The organism is Gymnodinialimonas phycosphaerae (assembly GCF_019195455.1).
GTDB lineage: Bacteria > Pseudomonadota > Alphaproteobacteria > Rhodobacterales > Rhodobacteraceae > Gymnodinialimonas > Gymnodinialimonas phycosphaerae.
In genome coordinates this window covers 674,450-693,812 of sequence record NZ_JAIMBW010000001.1, presented here as the reverse complement: position 1 = coordinate 693,812, position 19,363 = coordinate 674,450, and the positions used below count along the sequence as shown (strand labels likewise).

Genomic DNA, 19,363 nt, shown 5'->3' with positions numbered 1-19,363 from the left:
GGCGGGCCCCTGCCCGCGCGAGGAAATATTGCAAATGGAGGATACGCAATGAACCGCAGACCATTTTTGAAGCTGACAAGTGCCATCGCAATCGCGGCGGCCCTGACAGGCACAGCCGCCGCCGCCGATACGATCCGAATTGGCGCTGTAGCGCCGCGTACCGGTCCACTTGCCGGTGGCGCGACCGTGACCCAATGGCCCTCGATCGAGTTGTGGGTCCATCAAGTGAACGAGGCCGGCGGCCTCAATGTCGATGGCGAGATGATGCTGATCGAGCTGATCGAATATGACGACCAAACCAACCCCGGCGAGACGATCCGCGCCGTGCAGCGTCTGGCAACCCAAGACAATGCCCACTTCATCATCGCACCCTACGGCACAGGTCTGAACCTTGCCGCAGCGCCGTTGTTTGATCGCTACGGCTATCCACAGATCGCGGTTTCGGCCATCACCGACCAGCAAGGCGCATTGGCCGAGCAATTTCCAAACATGTTCTTCACATTGGGCACCACGACGGCCCTCGCATCGGACCTTGTGGATGTGTTGGAAGGCATGCGGGACGCGGGTGATCTGGGCAACCGGGTGGCGATGGTGAACGTGGCGGATGCTTTTGGGATTGAGCTTGCCACCGCAGCTCGCCCCCTGTTTGAAGAGGCCGGGTTCGAGATTGTCTATGACACCTCCTATCCCCTTGGAACACAGGACCTTTCCCCGGTCATCAACGGAGCGGCCGCGGCGGAACCTGATGCGTTCGTCGCGTGGTCCTATCCACCCGACACATTCGGTTTGACCGAGCAGGCGATGATCGCAGGGTTGGATGTCGACGCCTTCTACACCGCCGTGGCCACCCCCTTCCCCGGCTATGGCGCACGCTTCGGTCCGGCGGCTGAAGGGGTTCTGGGCGCGGGCGGTGTGAACCCCGACAGCGAAGCATTCCAAGCCTATGCGGCAGCGCATCTGGAAGTCACGGGGGCCGAGCCTGACTACTGGGCATCGGCCACCACCTACGCTTCGCTTGAGATCCTGGCACAGTCGATTGAGGCCGTCGGCCTCGACCGGGCGGAGGTGTCTGACTACCTGCGCGAAGCCACGTTCGAGACCATTCTTGGCCCGATCAGCTTTGATGAGAACAACTCCAACGCGGCCTTCTGGACCGTAGGTCAATGGCAAGGCGGTGTGTTTCGCGGTGTCGCATCACGCGACCGTGACGGGGCTGTTCCGGTCATCCTGAAAGATGGCTGGGAGTAAACCTCAATCTTCCGGGGCGGCGAAGGTTTCGCCCCGGCTTTCTTCTTAGATCATGGCGGTTGCGCGTGGAAATTCTGATAACAGGTCTTTTGCTTGGCGGCACCTACGCACTGATCGCGATGGGGCTGAACCTGCAATATGGCGTGGCGCGGATCATGAACCTCGCCAATGGCGAGATTCTGGTGGCGGGCGGCTATGTGGCCTTCATCGCCTATACCGCCGCGCAGTTAAGCCCGCTTCTGACCATCTTCATCGTGGCCCCGCTGGCATTCGGAATAAACTGGCTGATCTACCGCATCATGCTGCAACCGCTGGTCACACGTGCCAAGAACCGCGGCCAGCTGGAGACCGATAGTATCCTTGCCACCTTCGGGCTGTCTTTCATCGGCGTGGGCCTGATGCTCAGCTTTTTCGGCGGTGATTACTTTTCTTACAGCTTCATGGCGGTCCCGGTCGAACTTTTGGGCAATTCCTATGGCGCGAACCGGGCGATTTCCTTCGCCATGGCCGTGGTGATCTGCGGCGCGCTTTATATCTGGCTCAACCGCTCCCGCGCGGGCCTGTCGATCCGTGCGATTGCAACGGCCCCGGCGTCTGCACGGCTGGTGGGCATCGACGTCAAGCGCTTGTCGGCACTGGCCTTTGCCCTTGGTGGCGCGGTGACGGCGGTGGGCGGTGCGTTGATCTCCACCTACCTGACCTTGGACGCCTCCACCGGCGTCGTATTCACGCTAAAGGCGCTGATCATCGTTATCATGGGCGGGGTCGGTGACGTGCGCGGCACGATCGTCGCAGCGCTTCTACTGGGAGTGCTGGAGACAACCGTGGCGACGCTGATTGATCCCGGTCTCACCCTTGCAGCGGCCTACGTCATGTTCCTCGGCATCTTGTTGTTCCGCCCACAGGGCCTGTTCGGAAAGAAGACAACGTGAGCCTGACTTCAGTCGATATCCGTACCCTTGTACTGGCTGGATTGGCACTGGCCATTTGCGCCGGTTTGCCCCTGATTGATCAGGGCTATTGGCTAGGCCTAGGCGTCACGGTCATTATGTTCACCGTATTGGCCACATCCTGGGCCCTGTTTTCAGGGCCGACGCATTACATCAGCCTCGCGACTGCGGCATTCTTCGGGGTTGGCACCTATGTCACTGGATTGGGGTTCGATACGCTGCCGTTCTGGTCACTGGTGGGCATTGCAGGGATCATCGGGGCGGTATTGGCGGCCCTTGTGGGGCTCGCGACACTGCGCCTGTCGGGAGTCTACTTCGTGATTTTCACGCTGGGTCTGGCCGAGTTGGTGCGGCAGGTGATCACATGGGTTCAGAACTCCACCGGCGCACGCGGGCTCTATGTCCTGATGGATCTGGATGAGGCCGATATCTACTGGTGGTTGCTGGGTCTGGCTGCCGCGGTCTTCCTGACCGGTTGGCTGGTGGGTCGATCCCGCCTTGGGTTCGCGCTGCGTATCATTGGCGATGATGAAACGGTTGCCGCCCATTCCGGCATCAACACGGCGCGCGCCAAAGTGCTGTTGTTCATGGTGCCCGGTGCCGTCGCCGCAATGACCGGCGCGATCCTTGCGCCGCGCTATGTCTATATCGAGCCGTCGCTGGCCTTCGCCCCCATCCTGTCTTTTCAGGTGGTCATCATGGGGCTTCTGGGCGGGGCCTCGCGCCTCTGGGGGCCACTGTTAGGTGTGATCCCGTTCACCATCCTTTTGGAGACCGTCTCGTCTAACTTCCCGAACCAGACGACACTGGTGATCGGCATCGCGTTTCTGGTCATCGTCTATGTCCTGCCCGGCGGGTTCGTCGGCCTCATGGATCGCGTCACAGCGCGGATCAACCAACAGGGAGGGTCGTAGCCATGACGCAGACTGTCTTGTCATTAAGCAATGTGACCAAGCGTTTTGGTGGCCTGATTGCCGTGAATGCGATGGATTTTGATGTGGCCGAGCATGAAGTTCTGGGGCTTCTCGGGCCTAACGGTTCGGGCAAATCAACGACGCTCAACCTGATCTCGGGTGCCCTGCCCTTGAGTGGCGGACATGTCAGTTTGTGGGGCAACCGGATTTCGGGCCTGCCCGCGCAGACCATCACCCGCAAAGGCGTCAGCCGGACGTTTCAATTGGTCCGCCTGCTTCCGTCCATGAACGTGCGTGACAACGTGGTGGCGGGCGCGGTTTTTGGCCATCGCCGCCGCTGGGGGCGCGAGGCGATCGATCATGCGGATATGTTGCTGGAAAAGGTCGGCCTTGGTGGCAAGGGCGACATGCCGATTGGGCAACTGACCTATATCGATACCAAGCGGGTCGAATTGGCGCGCACCTTGGCGAGTGATCCAAAAGTGCTGTTGCTGGATGAATGGCTTGCGGGTCTGAACCCCACGGAATTGCAGATCGGCATCAGCCTGATCCGGTCTTTGCGGGACGAGGGGCGGACGGTCATTCTGGTGGAACATGTGATGGATGCGATCCGATCACTTTGCGACCGGTGCGTGGTCATGGCGGCGGGCGCGAAGATCGCGCAGGGCACGCCGACGGAAGTGTTGTCAGACCGCGAAGTGATCCGTGCCTATCTGGGAGACGACGATGCTTGAGTTGCACGATGTCACCGTCCGCTATGGCCAGCACCGCGCGCTGGAGGGGGCCTCCGTCCATGTGGCGAAGGGTGAAATCGTGGTTATTCTTGGCGCGAACGGCGCGGGAAAGTCGACGCTTCTGAAGGCCGCCAGCGGGATTTGCGAAGGGGTTGTCGAGGGCAGTGTCCGACTGGATGGGACCGACCTGACGCGGCTTGCGCCCAACAAGATCGTGGATGAAGGGCTTGCGCTGGTGCCAGAGGGGCGCGGGGTGTTTGCCGATCTGACCGTGCGAGAGAACCTGACATTGGGCGCCTATTCCGCGCGCGCGCGCCATGAAGAGCAGGTGACGTTGGACCGGGTGTATTCCCTCTTTCCCAAGCTGCGCGAACGCGCCAGACAAATCGTGAGAACGATGTCTGGGGGCGAGCAGCAGATGGTCGCCATCGGGCGCGCCATGATGTCAAACCCTACGATCCTGACGCTGGATGAGCCGTCGCTTGGTCTGTCGCCGCTCTTGTCGAAGGAGTTGTTCCATAACCTCGCAAAGGTGCGCGACCTTGGGATCGGCGTGTTGATGGTGGAGCAGAACGCCAAGCAATCGCTTGGCATCGCGGACCGGGGCTATCTGATCGAGAACGCCCATGTCGTGCACGAAGACACCGCGGACAACCTGATGAAGGACCCGGCGGTCCAGGCGGCCTATCTTGGTGCGGGCAGTGACGCCCCTGCTTCGGTGGCAGAACCTGATATGCCGGAGACGGTGGTTGAGGCCTTCGCGATCAAGCCGCGCAGTCAGCAAACGCAATCAGCGGACGCGATCCTCGGTCGCTCCGTCGCCGACATGGTGGCCGCCGCAAGCCAACAAAGCGTGACAGCGACGGCGGTGAAACGCCCAACAACAAGCGTGCCAAGCCAGGTGCCAACAGACCGCCTCGCGGGCGCGATGGCCGAGATTGAGCGTGCAGCAAAGGCGGCCCGCAATCGACCCCGAACCGCCGCACCTACGCGCAGTTCGCAGGCCCCTGCCCCCGCGGCACCGCACCCGAGCGCGCCGCAGGACAAACCAACGCCTGTGATCGAAGTCTACCGCGCGCCGCGCGTCGAAGTGTATCGCCGACAGCCAGACGGCGCCGGCTTTGAGAGGACCTGAGATGTTAGACAGCCCAAGCAATTCCGCCCATATCAAGGGCATGTTCATCGGCGGTGACTGGGTTCCCGGCACCCGCACCTTTGAGGATATCAACCCTTCCACAGGGGCGGTTTGGGCCCATATCCCCGATGGGGGGCGCAGTGAAACACGCGCCGCCATCGACGCCGCGCAGGCCGCGTTCCCCGCTTGGGCCGCGCTGCATTTTCAAGAGCGCGCGATGATGTTGCTCAGGGCCGCCGACATCTGGGACCGACGGAAGATGGATTTCGTCGCTGCCGCCCAGGCGGAGGGTGGCGGCTGGTTTGGCAAAGGCATGTTCGAGGCGGGCTATGTGCCCGAAGTGTTCCGGGCAGCTGCTGCAATGTGCTACAATGCGATTGGCGAAATGCTGCCGTCGTCCCATGGCAAGGTTTCAATGGTGGAACGGGTGCCGATGGGGGTGGTCTCAGTGATCAGCCCCTGGAACATGCCCGGCATTTTGACCGCGCGTGGCTTCGCCTTTCCCCTGGCGGCAGGCAATACGATTGTCCTTAAACCATCTGAGGATACGCCCTATGCGGGCGGTTTGTTATTTGCCGAAATCATGGAAGAGGCGGGCATCCCCAAGGGCGTGTTCAACGTCATCACGTGCTCGCGTGACCGCGTATCGGAGATGGGTGACGAGATGGTCGAGAACCCGCAGGTTAAAGGCATCTCGTTTACCGGATCAACGCCCGTAGGTCGCCAAATTGCGGCCAAGGCTGGCGCGCACCTTAAGAAGGCCTGCGTGGAATTGGGCGGCAAGGACAGCCTGATCGTGCTGGAGGATGCGGATATGGACCGCGCCACATCCGCCGCCAGTTTCGGCGCGTTCATGCATCAGGGCCAGATCTGCATGTCAGTCGAAAAAGTACTGGTGCAAGAGAGCATTTACACCGATTTCTTGCGCCAATTCGTAGCCCGCGCGGCCAAACTGAAAAACGGCGACACCGCCGACAAGGACAATGTCATTGGCCCGCTGATCAATGACCGCCAGGTGGAGCGTGTGAAGTTTCACATCGAAGATGCACTGGCCAAGGGGGCCGAGGCCGTGCTGGGTGGCCGCGTCTGGGACCGTTTCGTTGAGCCTACGATCCTGACCAACGTAACGCCCGATATGGCCGTGTGGCGGGATGAGACCTTTGGGCCGGTGGCCGTCGTCGTGCCCTTCAAGACGGACGCAGAAGCCATCGCGCTGAACAATGACACCGAATATGGGCTGAGCTCCGGGATTATCACGGCGGACGAGAACCGCGCGCTGGAGATGTCCCGAAAGTTGGAGACGGGCATGTGCCACGTCAATTGTTCCTCCGTGAACGATGAGCCGCACGTGCCGTTTGGCGGGTCCAAAGCGTCTGGCGTCGGCAAGCACGGAGGGAAATGGTCGATGGAAACCTTTACCGAGACGCGCTGGATCACGCTTGATCGCGGCCATCGTCCGTTTCCGCCGGTGTTTTGATGGGCTGGGAACGGGCACAGATCCTTGAGGGGAAGACCATCCTCGTCACCGGGTCAGCCTCGGGCATCGGGCTGGAAACCGCGCGGGTCTGCACCGCTATGGGTGCGCGCGTGTTGGGCGTAGATCTGACAAAGCGCTTTGACCACGTGGAAGAATTCTACCGCGCCGATCTATCGGACGGCGCCACAATCGACGCGCTGATCGATGTCCTGCCCAAGGGGATCGACGGCATCGCGAATATCGCGGGCCTGCCACCGACCGCACCTGCAGATAAGGTGCTGGCCGTGAACCTGTTCGGGCTGAAACACCTGACGCTTGGACTGATCCCCAAGCTGAATGACAGCGCCAGCATCGTGAACTTGGCGTCCTTGGCAGGCTTCGGCTGGCAAGGCTCCATCCCTGCAATCCGCGCCAGTGAAACCGTGCATGTCGACGGTGCCGCGCGCTTTGCAGCAGAACATCAGATCACCAATGAGGGCGGGCGGAGTTACTTCTTCTCCAAGGAAGCGCTTGTCACCTGGACGATGCAAAATCGCTGGACTTGGCGGGATCGCGGTATCCGGATGAACAGTCTTAGCCCCGGCCCGGTCGATACGCCGATCCTTGGCGACTTCCTTGAAACGCTCGGCGCGCGCGCAGAAGAAGACGCGCGCGTCATGGATCGCCCCGGCACGCCTGCCGACCTCGCCCCTATCATCGCATTTTTGCTGTCAGACATGACCGCATGGATTCGCGGCACGAATATTCCCGCCGACGGCGGCATGTCATCCAACATCCTGTGCGAAATGCACGGGCTGTCATCTTGAACCGGAGGCCTCACCCATGACCGCACTGGCTTGGATTATCATCATTCTGGTCGCTTTGGCGATCATCATCGCACTGGCCGCAACCTTCTATCAGCGCGCCACGAACGAAGTCGCTTTGGTGCGCACTGGCTTGGGCGGCAGGCGCGTTGTGATCGATGGCGGGGTCTTGGCGATCCCGTATTTCCACGAGATCAACCGGGTGAATATGCAAACCCTGCGCATGGATGTCGCGCGATCGGGCGAGTCATCCCTGATCACCAAGGATCGCCTCCGGGTGGATGTGGGCGCAGAGTTCTATGCCAGCGTCACGCCCAATGACGACGCTGTTACCCGGGCCGCCCAAACCCTTGGCAAACGGGTGTTTCAACCCGACCAACTCAAGGGATTGATTGACGGCATGATGATCGACGCGTTGCGGTCAGTGGCGGCGCAAATGACCATGGATGAATTGCACGAAAACCGCTCTGACTTCGTGCGGCAAGTGCGCGATGCATTGACCGAGACACTTGCCAACTACGGCCTGCAACTCGACAGCGTGTCGCTTACCGCGTTGGACCAGACGCCTTTCGCGGCGTTGGATGAAAACAACGCCTTCAACGCGGTCGGCATGCGCAAATTGGCTGAGGTCATCGCCAAATCCAAAAAGGAACGCGCCGAGATTGAGGGAGATAGTCAGGTCTCCGTCGCCCGCGCCGCGATGGAGGCGGAGCGCCGCAAGCTGGAGATTAACCTTGACCAGCGTCGGGCCGAAATCGCCCAGACACAGGAGATTGAGACGCTGATCGCAGCGCAGATGTCCGAGATTGCTGCGCGGAAGGCCGATAGCGAACGCGCTGCCGCCCACTCACGAATCCAAATGGAACAGGACATCGCCAGTGCAGATATCGCTAAGGAGCAGGTGTTGCGACAAGCTGAGATTGCGCAGGCGCTCGCCTTGGAAGTGGCTGAGCAAGACCGAGCAATATCCTTTGCCGCCAAATCGCAAGAAGAAAGTCGCGCTCATGCGGACGCCGATACCGCGCGGATCGAGGCGGTGACCGCAGCAGAAGCCGTCCAGACCGCCCGCCAAATGGCGGAGGCGGAACGACGTAAGGCGCTGGCCCTGATCGCAGCACAGGAACAAGCCGAAGCCGCCGCAGCGCGCGCCGCCATCACGGCCGCCAGCGACAAGGCAACGGCCGCTGACAAGACCGCCGCAAAGCGCGAAGAGGCCGAGGCGATGAAGGCTATGCGTATGGCGGAAGTCGAAGCCAACCGCGCCCAAATTGACGCAGAAAATGCGCGCTCAGAGGCCCAGGTGGAGATGGAGTTGGAGCTGGCACGCCTGAAGGCGATGCCGCTCGTGGTTGCGGAAATGGTGAAACCTGCGGAGAAGATCGATGGCATCTCCATCAATCATTTCACTGGAATGGGTCGCACCGAGGACGGTCAATCCACCTCTCCGGTCAACCAGACTGTTGATGCAATTCTTGACATGGCTGTGTCGCTTCCGGCGATGCAGAAGTTGGGGGATGCCGTCGGCGTAAATCTCGAGAAGACGATGTCTCCCAAGCGCGGCAAGTATAAATAGTAACCGCGTGCCGGAGATGCGACTGGATTAACCCGACCGCAGACTTCGATGGTGCGTTGCACTATCTTCCGTTTCTGCTTGCGCTATGCAGTTTGGGGGCGTTGGGCCTCAACCACGATATTGGCGCTGCAATAAGGTAAAGAATTTGATATGTATCATGCTGCGCCAAGGCGCTCAGGGCGCTCCTCGAACCGTCTTTTTTGCAGCACAATTCGTTGGGCAATTTGCTGCAAAAACGCGGGTGTTTCCCGTAGCGGGCATCGCTGGACGGGATAGCCCCCTACTGACAGGAACAAAATTCGGAATGCGCGCTATAGCAAAAGTTTATCATTTGTCGCACGTTTCCGATTTCTATTCTCATGCGTTCTGAGGTCATTTTCGGATCATGGACACTATGCAGAGGCTGCCAATGGAACACAAAAAAACCGCTCTTGTCCTGTCCGCACATGCCGCAGATTTCGTTTGGCGGTGCGGTGGTGCTATCGCGCTTCATGCTGAGTTGGGGTACGATGTGACCATCGCGTGAATGTCTTTTGGTGAACGGGGCGAAAGCGCCAAACTATGGAAAGAAGGCAAGACACTGGATGAGGTAAAATCCATCCGCCGGGCCGAGGCGGAAGCCGCCGCAGATGCTCTTGGGGCAGCGCATCTGGAGTGCTTTGATCTGGGTGACTATCCGCTGGAACTGGACCGGGACGACAAGGGCAAACTCGTCGATCTGATCCGCAAGGTGCAGCCATCGTTCATGATGAGCCACAGCCAATACGATCCCAATAACACGGACCACATGTATTTGACGCAAGTCGCGCTGGAGGTCCGGATGATCGCACAAGCCTGGGGTCACAACCCCGGCGAGAAGGTCCTTGGTGCGCCGCAACTCTACCTATTTGAGCCGCACCAGACCGAGCAGATGGGCTGGAAGCCCGATACTTTCCTCGATATCACGCCCGTCTGGGACAAGAAGCGTGCCGCCATGGAACACATGCAAGGCCAAGTTCATTTGTGGGACTACTACACGCGTGTCGCGCAACAGCGTGCGAACCATTTCAAGCGCAACTCTGGTGGCATGTCTGGCGGGCGGGATTGCAAATATGCCGAAGGCTTCCAGTCGATCTTCCCGCGCACGGTGGATAAGTTATGAGCGGGCCGTGCACGGATATAGCCCATTTGGGCCAGGTGGAGATGTTGACGGATCGCTTTGAGGAAAGCCTGGACTTTTTCACGCGTGTCTATGGGTTGAAGGTGTCAGCGTTGGCGGGCGACAGTGCCTATCTGCGCGCGTGGGACGATTATGAGTTCGCCACTTTGAATCTGACCGCCTCGCACACAACCGGCGTGGCGCACATCGGCTACCGCGCCACCTCGCCCGAAGCGCTGGAGCGGCGGGTAGCGGCGATTGAGGCCAGCGTTTACAAAGTGCATGGCTGGACCGACGGCGACCAAAGCCACGGGCGCGCGTTCCGCTTTGAAGACCCGTTCGGCCATGTGTTTGAGATTTACTACGACACAGTGCGCTACCAAGCGGACGCCGCCGGCCGCCCTACCCTGAAAAATACTGCCTCAGCCTTCACTGGTGCCGCCCCAAGGCGGATCGATCACGTTAACCTTTTGGCCCCCGATGTCGCGGAGTTTCGTACGTTCATGGAGACGTGCTTGGGCAGTCGCGTGACCGAATATATCCAACTCGACAATGGTCGCACTGGCGGCGCTTGGTTCACGATCAACAACAAGACCTACGATCTGGCCTGCACGGAAGATCACTCGGGTGGCACGGCGCGATTGCACCACCTGACCTATGCCACGGACCAACGCGAGGACATCCTGCGCGCGGCCGATATCTTCCTGCAAAACGGTGTGCATATTGAGACAGGCCCCCACAAACACGCGATCCAGGGCACGTTTTTTCTGTATGTGTGGGAGCCTGCGGGCAACCGGGTGGAGCTGGCAAATTCAGGCGCGCGTCTGATCCTTGCGCCTGATTGGGAGCCCGTGTGCTGGACCGAGGCGGACCGCAAAAAGGGCCAGGCGTGGGGGTTGAAGACGATCGAGACATTTCACACCCACGGCACGCCGCCCGCCGCCAAGAAGGAGTGAAGCAATGGGTATAGTGAGACAGCACATTGACCGAGCAGACCCCGCAATCATTGACGCCTTGGGCCGCGCAGGCGTGGCAACGGTCCATGAAGCGCAGGGCCGGACCGGCTGCCTTGCGCCGCATATGCGGCCCATATTCCGCGGGGCGCAAATCGCGGGATCAGCCGTGACCATAAGCGCTCCACCGGGGGACAACTGGATGCTTCATGTGGCGATTGAAGAGCTACAGGCAGGCGACGTTCTGGTGCTCGCGCCGACATCCCCTTGTACGGACGGCTACTTCGGCGATCTGCTGGCCACCTCTGCCATGGCCCGGGGCTGTCGGGGGCTGATCATCGACGCAGGCGTGCGCGATGTGCGCGATCTGGAGGCGATGGGGTTTCCCGTATGGTCCAAAGCGATCTCGGCCCAAGGCACGGTGAAAGAATCGCTTGGGTCGGTCAATGTGCCATTGGTTTGCGCGGGTCAATCCGTAGAGGCGGGTGACGTGATCGTGGCCGATGACGACGGCATTGTCGTGGTGAGGCGAGCGGATGCGGAAGTGGTCTTGGCGGAGGCTGAAAAGCGCCTTGCGATGGAGGAGGCCAAACGTGTGCGATTGGCCTCTGGCGAGTTGGGTCTCGACATGTATGAAATACGCGAACGGCTAGCTGCCAAAGCTCTGCATTATGATTGAAACTTTTGGAAAACGCCAGATGCTTGACGGATATCTGTGGCATATCTCCGGTATATCCTGGCCGCGGGATGTCTGAAGGCGTGCGCTGCATGTGGATGCGCGGCGGTACGTCGAAGGGTGGCTACATTTTGGCCGAAGACTTGCCCAATGATCGCGATGCTTTTCTGATGCGCATCATGAGCAGCCCAGATCCGCGCCAGATTGACGGGATGGGCGGGGCTGATTCCCTGACGTCCAAAATCGCGGTCGTATCCAAGTCCGCGCGCGATGGTGTGGATGTGGACTACCTGTTCCTGCAAGTGGGCGTGGAACGGGAAATTGTGTCGGACGGTCAGAACTGCGGCAATATCCTTTCCGGTGTCGCGCCCTTCGCAATTGAGCGTGGCTTGATAACCGCGCAAGACGACTATACGCGCGTTGTGGTTTACATGGAGAATACCGGGCAGACAGCTATTGCGACGGTACAGACGCCGGATGGGATGGTGAGCTACTCCGGGAACGTTGCGATCGACGGCGTGCCGGGCACGGCCGCGCCTATCCCTTTGGAGTTTGTGGGCACAGCGGGCTCTACCTGCGGCGCACTATTGCCAACGGGCAACGTGGTGGATGTGATCGAAGGCGTGGACGTCACGATGATCGACAACGGCATGCCTGTGGTGATCTTGCGTGCTTCGGACATGGGCGCTACGGGCGCTGAGACCCGCGAAGACTTAGACGCCGACACGGACCTGAAAGCGCTGCTGGAGGTGATCCGGCTGGCTTGTGGCCCACTGATGAACCTTCGTGATGTCTCCGACAAAACGGTGCCCAAGATGACCCTCATCAGCCCACCGCAAGACGGCGGCGCGATCTCGACCCGGACGTTCGTCCCGCACCGTTGCCACGCCAGCATCGGTGTGTTGGGAGCGGTCAGTGTGGCGACGGCTTGCCTGCTCCCGGGCGCGCCTGCGGCGGAACTGGCACATGTACCGGCCGGCTCGGAAAAGGTCTTGGCCGTGGAGCACCCAATCGGCGCGACGAAGATTGTGGTGCAGGTCTCAGACGCCGGAGACGTCACCTCTGCCGCGATCCTGCGCACCGCGCGCAAGTTGATGGACGGCAAGGTGTTCACGTCATGACCGACAGGCCATTGGGAAGCAATGACCGAGAGGGAGCGATGCGACCTTCCACAAATGGCGGTCCAAATTCGGCGGCATCGAAGTATCGAATGCGAAAAAACTAAGGGGTGCTGGCGGCCGAGAATGCCAAGCTAAAGAAGCTGCTGGCCGAGCAGATAATGCACTGCGCGGCAGGCTAATTAAACCAACCAGATGAGCCAAACTCGCTCCTAGTTCACGTCGCTCTTGGTTCCAACAACCCTGACGACGGACAGCACTCCACTGGCACCGATATTGACTCACGATATCAGATAGTTGCTGGATTTTCCGGCACTGCGGGCTTCGACCCGGCACGCAAAAAATCAAACGACAACAACACCTTGGCACGCCACCGTGCCAAGCCTTTTATCTTGCGATACATCCTGCGATACATCCTGACTGTCCCGGCACACCCATCGACCGTGTCTGTCTGCTGCCGCCACGGGTGGAGCGCTTGAGAGATAAACCGTCCGATTTGTACGCCGCTTCTGGCCGTATTGCGACCAACGCGCTTTGGCCCTGCAAAGTGCCGGTCGATGGACCCATGCTGCTCAGTATGAAGACGCCGCTGTCCATTCGAAGTCCCTGTGCCAATCCGAGCCAGTCGGTCGATGCCGAGCGGATCGAGGCGGAGCTCCTGAAGGTGGCAAAGCTGGTGGCGCAGGACCCGGCCTTTACGCCGGTCTTCGAGCGGTTGGAGGCGGAGTTGGCCGCGACCGTGAAGGAGGATAGCCGGATGTCAGAAGCGCAGCGCCGGGCGCGGGCGTTGCTGGCTCAGAAGGCGATGCGTCCAACGAGATCCGCGACGTGTTCCAGCGACGCGCCTTTACCGTACCGCTCGCGGTCAAGTCGATGACCGAAGAGATCCCGACGGATGCGATCGTCGATGCCAGAAGCGAGCATGCGATCCTCGAAGGAATGACGCAGCGAGTAGAAGGAATGGCGCGGCGTCTCGAGCAGCCCATTGGTGCGCAGGAATTTGTTTACTACGACACTGAGGCTTGCACTGTTGCGATAGCGCGGGAAGCCGTCGGGGAAATTCTTGAAGGCTTCAAGCGAAACACCAGTAAGCGGGATCACCCGCCGCGCAAAGTGCGACTTCAGCTGACGGCCATCGGCTTCAATCGAGATATGCGGCACTTCGCAATCGAGCCGGATCGTGTCCGTCGACAACGCAGCCCCTTCAGAAGGGCGATAGCAGGTGTTGATCATTCCGAGGAAAATGCCACGCGCCTGATCGTTCAGCCCATTCAGCGCTCCAGGCACGAGCAGACGGATCCTGATCCAGTCTTCGCTGAACGGCGGACGGGTCCGGGCCTCACCCTGTTTGAACGACAACTCACCCAACGGCAGATCCAACCCGAGCCGCTTCATCGTGTTCTCAGTCTTAAGCACGTCACCCAGATGGATCAGGTCCTTGTTGGCCGAGTTCGCCGTGACCTCGCCCGCCTCGATCCGGTCGAGCCAGTGCTGCCGGAAGTCCAGCATGTCGTCACGGGTGATGTTGGCGATGTCTTTGTCGCCAATGATTGCGACGAAGTTTTTGATGGCCTTCTTGCGGGGCGCTTCCCAGCGGCACAATTGGTCCTCGCTTTTGCCAAAGGTCTTCTCGTGGGCAAGCGTCCAATAGAGATCGAGCGTCTTTGTGACCGTCATACAAGGCTGAGGAGTCGTCCCAAGAAGGGTAGCCCCGTCAATGGGGTCAGGTTGGTCAACCAGAGCAGGAATGGCCTCCACACGCTCGACAACGTCTTCTACAGGCAACTTCGCGACGGCACCGACGTCCAGATACTGAAAGCCTCGAACACGAGCCAAGTCACGTGCTGCCTCATAACACACTTCAGCATCTGCACTGTTCCCGGCCAAACGCGCTTCCCACGCCTCAATCATCAGGCTCTAGGACCGATCCGCCTTGCTTTGGGCGACAGTCTCCGAGTCTGTGTGCAAGCTGATCCAAACCGTTCCGCGCGGCTCAACCCCGCAATACCGTCGCGGAACGCGGCGGCGGAGATGGTAGAGACGACCTCTTTTTGTGATGCTCATGGCGGAAATTCTTCGCGTTTGTGCAGAAAATTGTGTAGCAAAATGTGCAGCATATCAAGCGGACCGAGAGACACCGTAAGCGCGAAAATGCCGAACTTCGCACTATTATCAATAGGTTATGCGAGTACTACAGAAGGGAGAATGGCGGACAGACAGGGATTCGAACCCTGGAGACGGTCTCCCGCCTACACACTTTCCAGGCGTGCGCCTTCGACCACTCGGCCACCTGTCCGTTGAAGGAGCGTTTAGCGGCTATCAGGTCATGTTTGCAAGGGGGCAATCCCGAGAAATATCAGCGCGGCGTTGCCTTGAAATCGCAACAGTGGCCGAAATGCAAAGGCGGGGCTGCCTGCAACGACAGACACCCCTGGCCAATAGCCCATCTGAATGCTCAGGATGCGAACGCGATGGTGACGCGGCGGTTCTGCTTGCCCTTGTTCTCGACCTTGGTGATGACCAGTTTTCCGACCTCTCCGGTACGTGCGACATGGGTGCCACCGCAGGGTTGCAGGTCCACCTGGTCGGTGTCCTCTCCGATCCGCACAAGGCGGATCCTGTCGGCCCCGCGCGGTGGCTGGACAGAAAGCGTCTTGACGAGGCCGGGGTTGGCGTCCAACGCCGCTTCGGTCATCCAATCGACGCTGACGGGCAGATCCCGCGTCACCAGCGCGTTCAATTTACCCTCCAGGATCTTCTTGTCCTCAGGCGCCTCCGGCATGTGGAAATCGAGCCGCCCCTTGTCAGCGGCAATCGAGCCGCCCGTCACCGGCAGAGGGATCACCACGGACAGCAAGTGCAGCGCCGTGTGGATGCGCATGTGACCCATGCGGCGGTCCCAATCGAGGCGCTGCTCGACCTCGGCGCCCACCGGCGGCAGGGACGCGGGCTCAGCGGGGACCAGAACGATGGTGCCCCCTTCCCCCTTCATCGCCGTGGCGATGGGGATACGGCCACCGTCCCAGATCAACGTGCCGCTGTCACCGGGCTGCCCGCCACCGCGCGCATAGAAGATCGAGCGGTCGAGGATTACCCCGCCCTCCTCGGACTGACCGATCACGCGGGCCGTGGCAGAGGTACGGTAGGGGTCATTCAGGAACAGGGTCTCGGTCGTCATTCTTCAACGTCCTTCACGGGAACGGGCTGCGGCTGCGGCTGGGACAGGGCCTCGGGGTTGCGCAGCCAGATGTCGCGCTGTGCGAAGGGGATCTCGATCCCTTCACGGGCCAGGGCCTCGGCGATGCGATGGTTCAATTCCGTGCGCACGTTACCAAACAGGTTGATGTCGCGTAAAATCACCCGGACGCGGAAATCGAGGCTGTCGGCACCGAACCCCATGAAATCGACGCCAGGTTCGGGGAATGTGACCACATCGTCGTGGCTCTTGGCGACTTCCATCAAGATATCGGCCACGCGCCTCGTGTCAGTGCCATAGGCCACGCCCACGGTCAGCATGACCCGGCCCACGGTGTTGCCGCGCGTCCAGTTGGTCACGGTGCCCGAGATGAAATCGGCGTTGGGCACGATCACATCGGTCTTGTCGAAGGTCTCGATCGTGGTGGACCGCACGGAGATGTCCTTGACGATCCCCATGTTGCCCGCAACCTCGATCCAGTCCCCTTCGCTGATCGGCCGCTCAATCAGTAGGATGATCCCCGACACGAAGTTCGACACCACGTTTTGCAGGCCGAAACCGATGCCAACGGACAAAGCGCCCACGACAAAGCCCAAGGCGGTCAGGTCGATGCCGGCGCTTGTCACGGCAATCACGCAGGCCAGCGCGATGCCGACATACCCTACCCCCGCCGTGACCGCATTGCGGGCGCCCACATCCAGCTTGGTCCGGGGCAGCACGGTCGATTTTAGCGCCCCTTGCAAAAGCCGCGTGGCCAGAAGTCCTGCCGCGAAGACCAGGATCACGGCAAGCACGACACCGGGGGTGATCCGGGTGTCGCCCACGGTGAAGCCTTCGATCACGCGGGCATAGAGTTCCCCCAGCCGTTCGGCCCGCACGCCCCATGCCAACGCCACCAGCGGCGCCGCGACCAGGAACAGGAGGAAGTTGACCAGCACAGGCAGCAGCGCCTCGGACGCGGCCTCGGGCGTGGCACGGAAGATCACGGCGTAAAGATCCCGCACGACCGCCTGCAATACCTGCAAGACACCCAGCGCGAATAGCGTAATCGCGGTGGGCACCATCAAGGCCTCGGCCGCGTTCAGATAGCCGATCAGCGACAGGATCGGTCCAACGACCGCCACCAGCGACAACGTGCGTCCAAGGATGTTCACCACCCCCAGGCTGAAGCTCGACACCTCGCCGTCGGACGCCTCGCCCCGGATGCGCTGCATCAGGCTGGCAAAGCGCCAATACATCCAGGCCAGGCCAACATAGACGGGCAGCACCAGAACGCCCCGCGCGTCGGGCGGCACGATATCAAGGGCCGCCACCACCTCCATGACATTGGCAAGGCCCGTGAACACGCCAATGAACACCATCGTGCGACGCACAGGCCCGCGCAGCAACAGCCCTGCCTCGAACAAGGCCGCGCGTTCTTCGTGCTTCGGAAACAGCCGGCCTGCCAGCCACAGCGCGGCATAGGTCGACAGAATCAGGCCCAGGGTGGCATCGGCCAGCATCTGCCCGTCCTCGGTCAGAAAGCCCGACACATCGATCGCGCCGACCAGCAAGACGCACCCGATCAAGGGCAGCAAAAACTGCCCCAGCGAAACGAGGAAGCCAAGCGCGACCCGACCGCGCCGATGGTCGGCATCCAGAAACCGGTCGCCGATACGCGCCACCAAAGGGCGCCCCCGCAGGATCAAGGCGATGCCGATCAGCAGCAGACCCAGGATCACCGGCGCGTTATCGACGATCTCGGCGCGGACTTCGGGGTCTTGCAGGCGCGCGTTGGTTTCCACCCGTTGCTCACCTGCCAGATCAGCCAGCGCAGCCAGGGCCCTGGCCCAGTTGACCGGATTGGCTGGGGTCGGTTCCAGTTCCAGCAATTCCTGCGTCTGGCGTTCTGCGACGATGGCATCGATCTCGGAAACCAACCCGTTCGCGCGGTTGAAGGCCTCATTTGCCTGCAAACTGGGGGCTTGGGCGGCGCGCAGGGCCTCGTTCAGGGCCGTGCGACGGCTGGCGATGGTTTCAGGCTCGGTTTCGCCCTCGGCAGGTGCCGCGCCAAGGGCGTCGATCTGGCTCTGGATCGTGGCGATGCGTTCATCGTTGCGCGCGTCCTCGGCCAGAAACCGGGCGCGCCATTCCACCAGATCACCACGGCGCGCGGTCAGCAGCGAGGTGGAGGCCCGCCCCCCCTCGATCAGCGCCTCGGTCGAGGCCGCCGCACGTTCCCACGCGTCATAATCCGGCTGTTCCGCCGCCGCGGTCGTTTGCGCGTGACCTGGCAAGGGCATCGCGGCAAGCGGCGCAAAAGCGAGGAACAGGGTCAGAAGGAAGCGAATGAGCGGCATAATCATTCCGCGAACACGGACGGCACGTCGCGGCCCGCTCCGTCCATCCACGGCGGCACCGGCAGGCCCTTTTCGCGCAGGAATTCAGGGTTGAAGAGCTTGGATTGATAGCGCGTGCCATAGTCGCACAGGATCGTCACGATCGTGTGCCCCGGCCCCATGTCGCGCGCCATGCGGATCGCACCCGCCACGTTGATCCCGCTTGATCCGCCAAGGCACAGGCCTTCATGGGCCAGGATGTCGTAGACAAGCGGCAGGGCTTCGGCATCGGGGATCTTGTAGCAGTCATCCGGCGTGAAACCTTCGAGGTTGGCGGTGATACGCCCCTGCCCGATGCCTTCGGTGATGGAGTTTCCGCCCGCCTCCTGCCCCGTGTAGAGCTTGTAGAGGCCCGATCCCTCGGGGTCCGACAGCGACACTTTCACGCCCTTGGGCTGCAACGCCATGCCCACGCCCGCCAGCGTCCCACCAGATCCCACGGCACAGGTGAAGCCGTTCACGCGGCCTTCGGTCTGGTCCCAGATCTCGGGACCCGTCATGTCGATATGGGCTTGGCGGTTGGCCACATTGTCGAACTGGTTGGCCCAGATCGCGCCGTTGGGGTCGCTTTGCGCCAGACGCTCGGCCAAACGACCGGAGTATTTCACATAGTTGTTAGGGTTCGCGTACGGGACCGCCGGAACCTCGATCAATTCAGCGCCCGCGATGCGGATCATGTCCTTCTTTTCCTGGGACTGGGTGTCGGGGATCACGATCACCGTCTTGAACCCAAGCGAGGCACCGACCAGCGCCAGGCCGATCCCGGTGTTGCCCGCCGTGCCCTCCACGATCGTGCCGCCCGGGCGCAGATCGCCGCGCGCCACGGCGTCACGGATGATAAACAGCGCGGCACGGTCCTTGACCGACTGGCCGGGGTTGAGGAACTCGGCCTTGCCGAGGATCTCACAGCCCGTCGCCTCGGACGCGGCACGCAGACGGATCAGGGGCGTATTGCCGATGGCAGAGGCAAGGTCGGAATGAATCGTCATGGCGCGGGCCCTCGGTGGCTGTCGGCGCATACCCATGCGCGGTGAAAATCGGCGCATCTCCATGCGCGGGGTAGGTCTTGC

At 61.1% G+C, this 19,363-nt stretch carries 17 protein-coding genes, 1 tRNA gene and 1 pseudogene; 13 read left to right on the top strand and 6 right to left on the bottom strand.

Going from position 1 to position 19,363, the window contains the following annotated elements:
• Positions 1-48: 48 nt before the first annotated feature.
• From KUL25_RS03475 to KUL25_RS03415, 13 genes and pseudogenes are all read left to right on the top strand, one after another.
• A complete protein-coding gene (locus KUL25_RS03475; RefSeq protein WP_257891657.1) occupies positions 49-1,248 on the top strand; it encodes an amino acid ABC transporter substrate-binding protein in 1,200 nt (399 codons plus the stop codon).
• A 65-nt stretch (positions 1,249-1,313) separates the two neighbouring features.
• Positions 1,314-2,180 (top strand): branched-chain amino acid ABC transporter permease, encoded by an 867-nt coding sequence (locus tag KUL25_RS03470; RefSeq protein WP_257891656.1) that lies wholly within the window; start codon positions 1,314-1,316, stop codon positions 2,178-2,180.
• Positions 2,177-3,112, top strand: coding sequence for a branched-chain amino acid ABC transporter permease (locus tag KUL25_RS03465; RefSeq protein WP_257891655.1), 936 nt, complete (start codon positions 2,177-2,179; stop codon positions 3,110-3,112). Before KUL25_RS03470 ends, KUL25_RS03465 begins: the two co-directional genes overlap by 4 nt.
• Positions 3,113-3,114: 2 nt before the next feature.
• Entirely contained in the window at positions 3,115-3,846 is a 732-nt protein-coding gene (locus KUL25_RS03460; protein WP_257891654.1) for an ABC transporter ATP-binding protein, read from the top strand.
• The gene (locus tag KUL25_RS03455; RefSeq protein ID WP_257891653.1) at positions 3,839-4,981 is read left to right on the top strand and encodes an ABC transporter ATP-binding protein; all 1,143 of its coding nucleotides are present in this window, start codon (positions 3,839-3,841) and stop codon (positions 4,979-4,981) included. Before KUL25_RS03460 ends, KUL25_RS03455 begins: the two co-directional genes overlap by 8 nt.
• A gap of 1 nt (position 4,982) precedes the next feature.
• Positions 4,983-6,458: an aldehyde dehydrogenase family protein gene (locus KUL25_RS03450; RefSeq protein ID WP_257891652.1), complete on the top strand. Its 1,476-nt coding sequence runs from the start codon at positions 4,983-4,985 to the stop codon at positions 6,456-6,458.
• Complete coding sequence (locus tag KUL25_RS03445) at positions 6,458-7,264, top strand: coniferyl-alcohol dehydrogenase (RefSeq protein WP_257891651.1); 807 nt, start codon at positions 6,458-6,460, stop codon at positions 7,262-7,264. Before KUL25_RS03450 ends, KUL25_RS03445 begins: the two co-directional genes overlap by 1 nt.
• 16 nt (positions 7,265-7,280) lie before the next feature.
• Positions 7,281-8,834, top strand: coding sequence for a flotillin family protein (locus KUL25_RS03440; protein ID WP_257891650.1), 1,554 nt, complete (start codon positions 7,281-7,283; stop codon positions 8,832-8,834).
• Between the two features lie 526 nt (positions 8,835-9,360).
• Positions 9,361-9,975, top strand: coding sequence for a PIG-L deacetylase family protein (locus KUL25_RS03435; RefSeq protein ID WP_282563139.1), 615 nt, complete (start codon positions 9,361-9,363; stop codon positions 9,973-9,975).
• Positions 9,972-10,928 (top strand): VOC family protein, encoded by a 957-nt coding sequence (locus KUL25_RS03430; protein WP_257891649.1) that lies wholly within the window; start codon positions 9,972-9,974, stop codon positions 10,926-10,928. Before KUL25_RS03435 ends, KUL25_RS03430 begins: the two co-directional genes overlap by 4 nt.
• Before the next feature lie 4 nt (positions 10,929-10,932).
• On the top strand, positions 10,933-11,604 hold the full coding sequence (locus KUL25_RS03425) for a 4-carboxy-4-hydroxy-2-oxoadipate aldolase/oxaloacetate decarboxylase (RefSeq protein ID WP_257891648.1): 672 nt from the start codon (positions 10,933-10,935) through the stop codon (positions 11,602-11,604).
• A 68-nt stretch (positions 11,605-11,672) separates the two neighbouring features.
• Positions 11,673-12,722 carry a 4-oxalomesaconate tautomerase gene (locus KUL25_RS03420; RefSeq protein WP_257891647.1) on the top strand — a complete coding sequence of 350 codons (1,050 nt, stop codon included), beginning with the start codon at positions 11,673-11,675 and terminating at the stop codon, positions 12,720-12,722.
• Positions 12,723-12,756: 34 nt separating this feature from the next.
• Positions 12,757-12,892, top strand: a pseudogene (locus tag KUL25_RS03415) (transposase); the annotation flags it as partial.
• Positions 12,893-13,514: 622 nt separating this feature from the next.
• On the opposite strand, the gene KUL25_RS03410 reads toward KUL25_RS03415, so the two are convergent.
• The 6 genes from KUL25_RS03410 to KUL25_RS03390 all read right to left on the bottom strand — a co-directional run bounded on the left by KUL25_RS03410 (position 13,515) and on the right by KUL25_RS03390 (position 19,282).
• Positions 13,515-14,630 (bottom strand): site-specific integrase, encoded by a 1,116-nt coding sequence (locus KUL25_RS03410; RefSeq protein ID WP_257891646.1) that lies wholly within the window; start codon positions 14,628-14,630, stop codon positions 13,515-13,517.
• A gap of 6 nt (positions 14,631-14,636) precedes the next feature.
• Entirely contained in the window at positions 14,637-14,783 is a 147-nt protein-coding gene (locus KUL25_RS21825; RefSeq protein WP_345790921.1) for a DUF6538 domain-containing protein, read from the bottom strand.
• Between the two features lie 142 nt (positions 14,784-14,925).
• Positions 14,926-15,015 (bottom strand) — tRNA-Ser (locus KUL25_RS03405).
• 159 nt (positions 15,016-15,174) lie between these two features.
• Positions 15,175-15,897 (bottom strand): alanyl-tRNA editing protein, encoded by a 723-nt coding sequence (locus KUL25_RS03400; RefSeq protein ID WP_257891645.1) that lies wholly within the window; start codon positions 15,895-15,897, stop codon positions 15,175-15,177.
• Positions 15,894-18,260, bottom strand: coding sequence for a DUF3772 domain-containing protein (locus KUL25_RS03395; RefSeq protein ID WP_257891644.1), 2,367 nt, complete (start codon positions 18,258-18,260; stop codon positions 15,894-15,896). Before KUL25_RS03395 ends, KUL25_RS03400 begins: the two co-directional genes overlap by 4 nt.
• Entirely contained in the window at positions 18,257-19,282 is a 1,026-nt protein-coding gene (locus KUL25_RS03390) for a cysteine synthase A (protein ID WP_257891643.1), read from the bottom strand. The genes KUL25_RS03395 and KUL25_RS03390 overlap by 4 nt, the downstream gene beginning before the upstream one ends.
• Positions 19,283-19,363: the final 81 nt, after the last annotated feature.

Excerpts from the sequence above, each read along its gene's own strand:
- KUL25_RS03430 (WP_257891649.1), top strand. The coding sequence starts at position 9,972 with ATGAGCGGGCCGTGCACGGATATAGCCCATTTGGGCCAGGTGGAGATG.
- KUL25_RS03460 (WP_257891654.1), top strand. The coding sequence starts at position 3,115 with ATGACGCAGACTGTCTTGTCATTAAGCAATGTGACCAAGCGTTTTGGT.
- KUL25_RS21825 (WP_345790921.1), bottom strand. The coding sequence starts at position 14,783 with ATGAGCATCACAAAAAGAGGTCGTCTCTACCATCTCCGCCGCCGCGTT.
- KUL25_RS03420 (WP_257891647.1), top strand. The coding sequence starts at position 11,673 with ATGTCTGAAGGCGTGCGCTGCATGTGGATGCGCGGCGGTACGTCGAAG.
- KUL25_RS03475 (WP_257891657.1), top strand. The coding sequence starts at position 49 with ATGAACCGCAGACCATTTTTGAAGCTGACAAGTGCCATCGCAATCGCG.
- KUL25_RS03395 (WP_257891644.1), bottom strand. The coding sequence starts at position 18,260 with ATGATTATGCCGCTCATTCGCTTCCTTCTGACCCTGTTCCTCGCTTTT.
- KUL25_RS03450 (WP_257891652.1), top strand. The coding sequence starts at position 4,983 with ATGTTAGACAGCCCAAGCAATTCCGCCCATATCAAGGGCATGTTCATC.
- KUL25_RS03410 (WP_257891646.1), bottom strand. The coding sequence starts at position 14,630 with ATGATTGAGGCGTGGGAAGCGCGTTTGGCCGGGAACAGTGCAGATGCT.
- KUL25_RS03440 (WP_257891650.1), top strand. The coding sequence starts at position 7,281 with ATGACCGCACTGGCTTGGATTATCATCATTCTGGTCGCTTTGGCGATC.
- KUL25_RS03435 (WP_282563139.1), top strand. The coding sequence starts at position 9,361 with ATGTCTTTTGGTGAACGGGGCGAAAGCGCCAAACTATGGAAAGAAGGC.
- KUL25_RS03455 (WP_257891653.1), top strand. The coding sequence starts at position 3,839 with ATGCTTGAGTTGCACGATGTCACCGTCCGCTATGGCCAGCACCGCGCG.
- KUL25_RS03425 (WP_257891648.1), top strand. The coding sequence starts at position 10,933 with ATGGGTATAGTGAGACAGCACATTGACCGAGCAGACCCCGCAATCATT.
- KUL25_RS03390 (WP_257891643.1), bottom strand. The coding sequence starts at position 19,282 with ATGACGATTCATTCCGACCTTGCCTCTGCCATCGGCAATACGCCCCTG.
- KUL25_RS03445 (WP_257891651.1), top strand. The coding sequence starts at position 6,458 with ATGGGCTGGGAACGGGCACAGATCCTTGAGGGGAAGACCATCCTCGTC.
- KUL25_RS03400 (WP_257891645.1), bottom strand. The coding sequence starts at position 15,897 with ATGACGACCGAGACCCTGTTCCTGAATGACCCCTACCGTACCTCTGCC.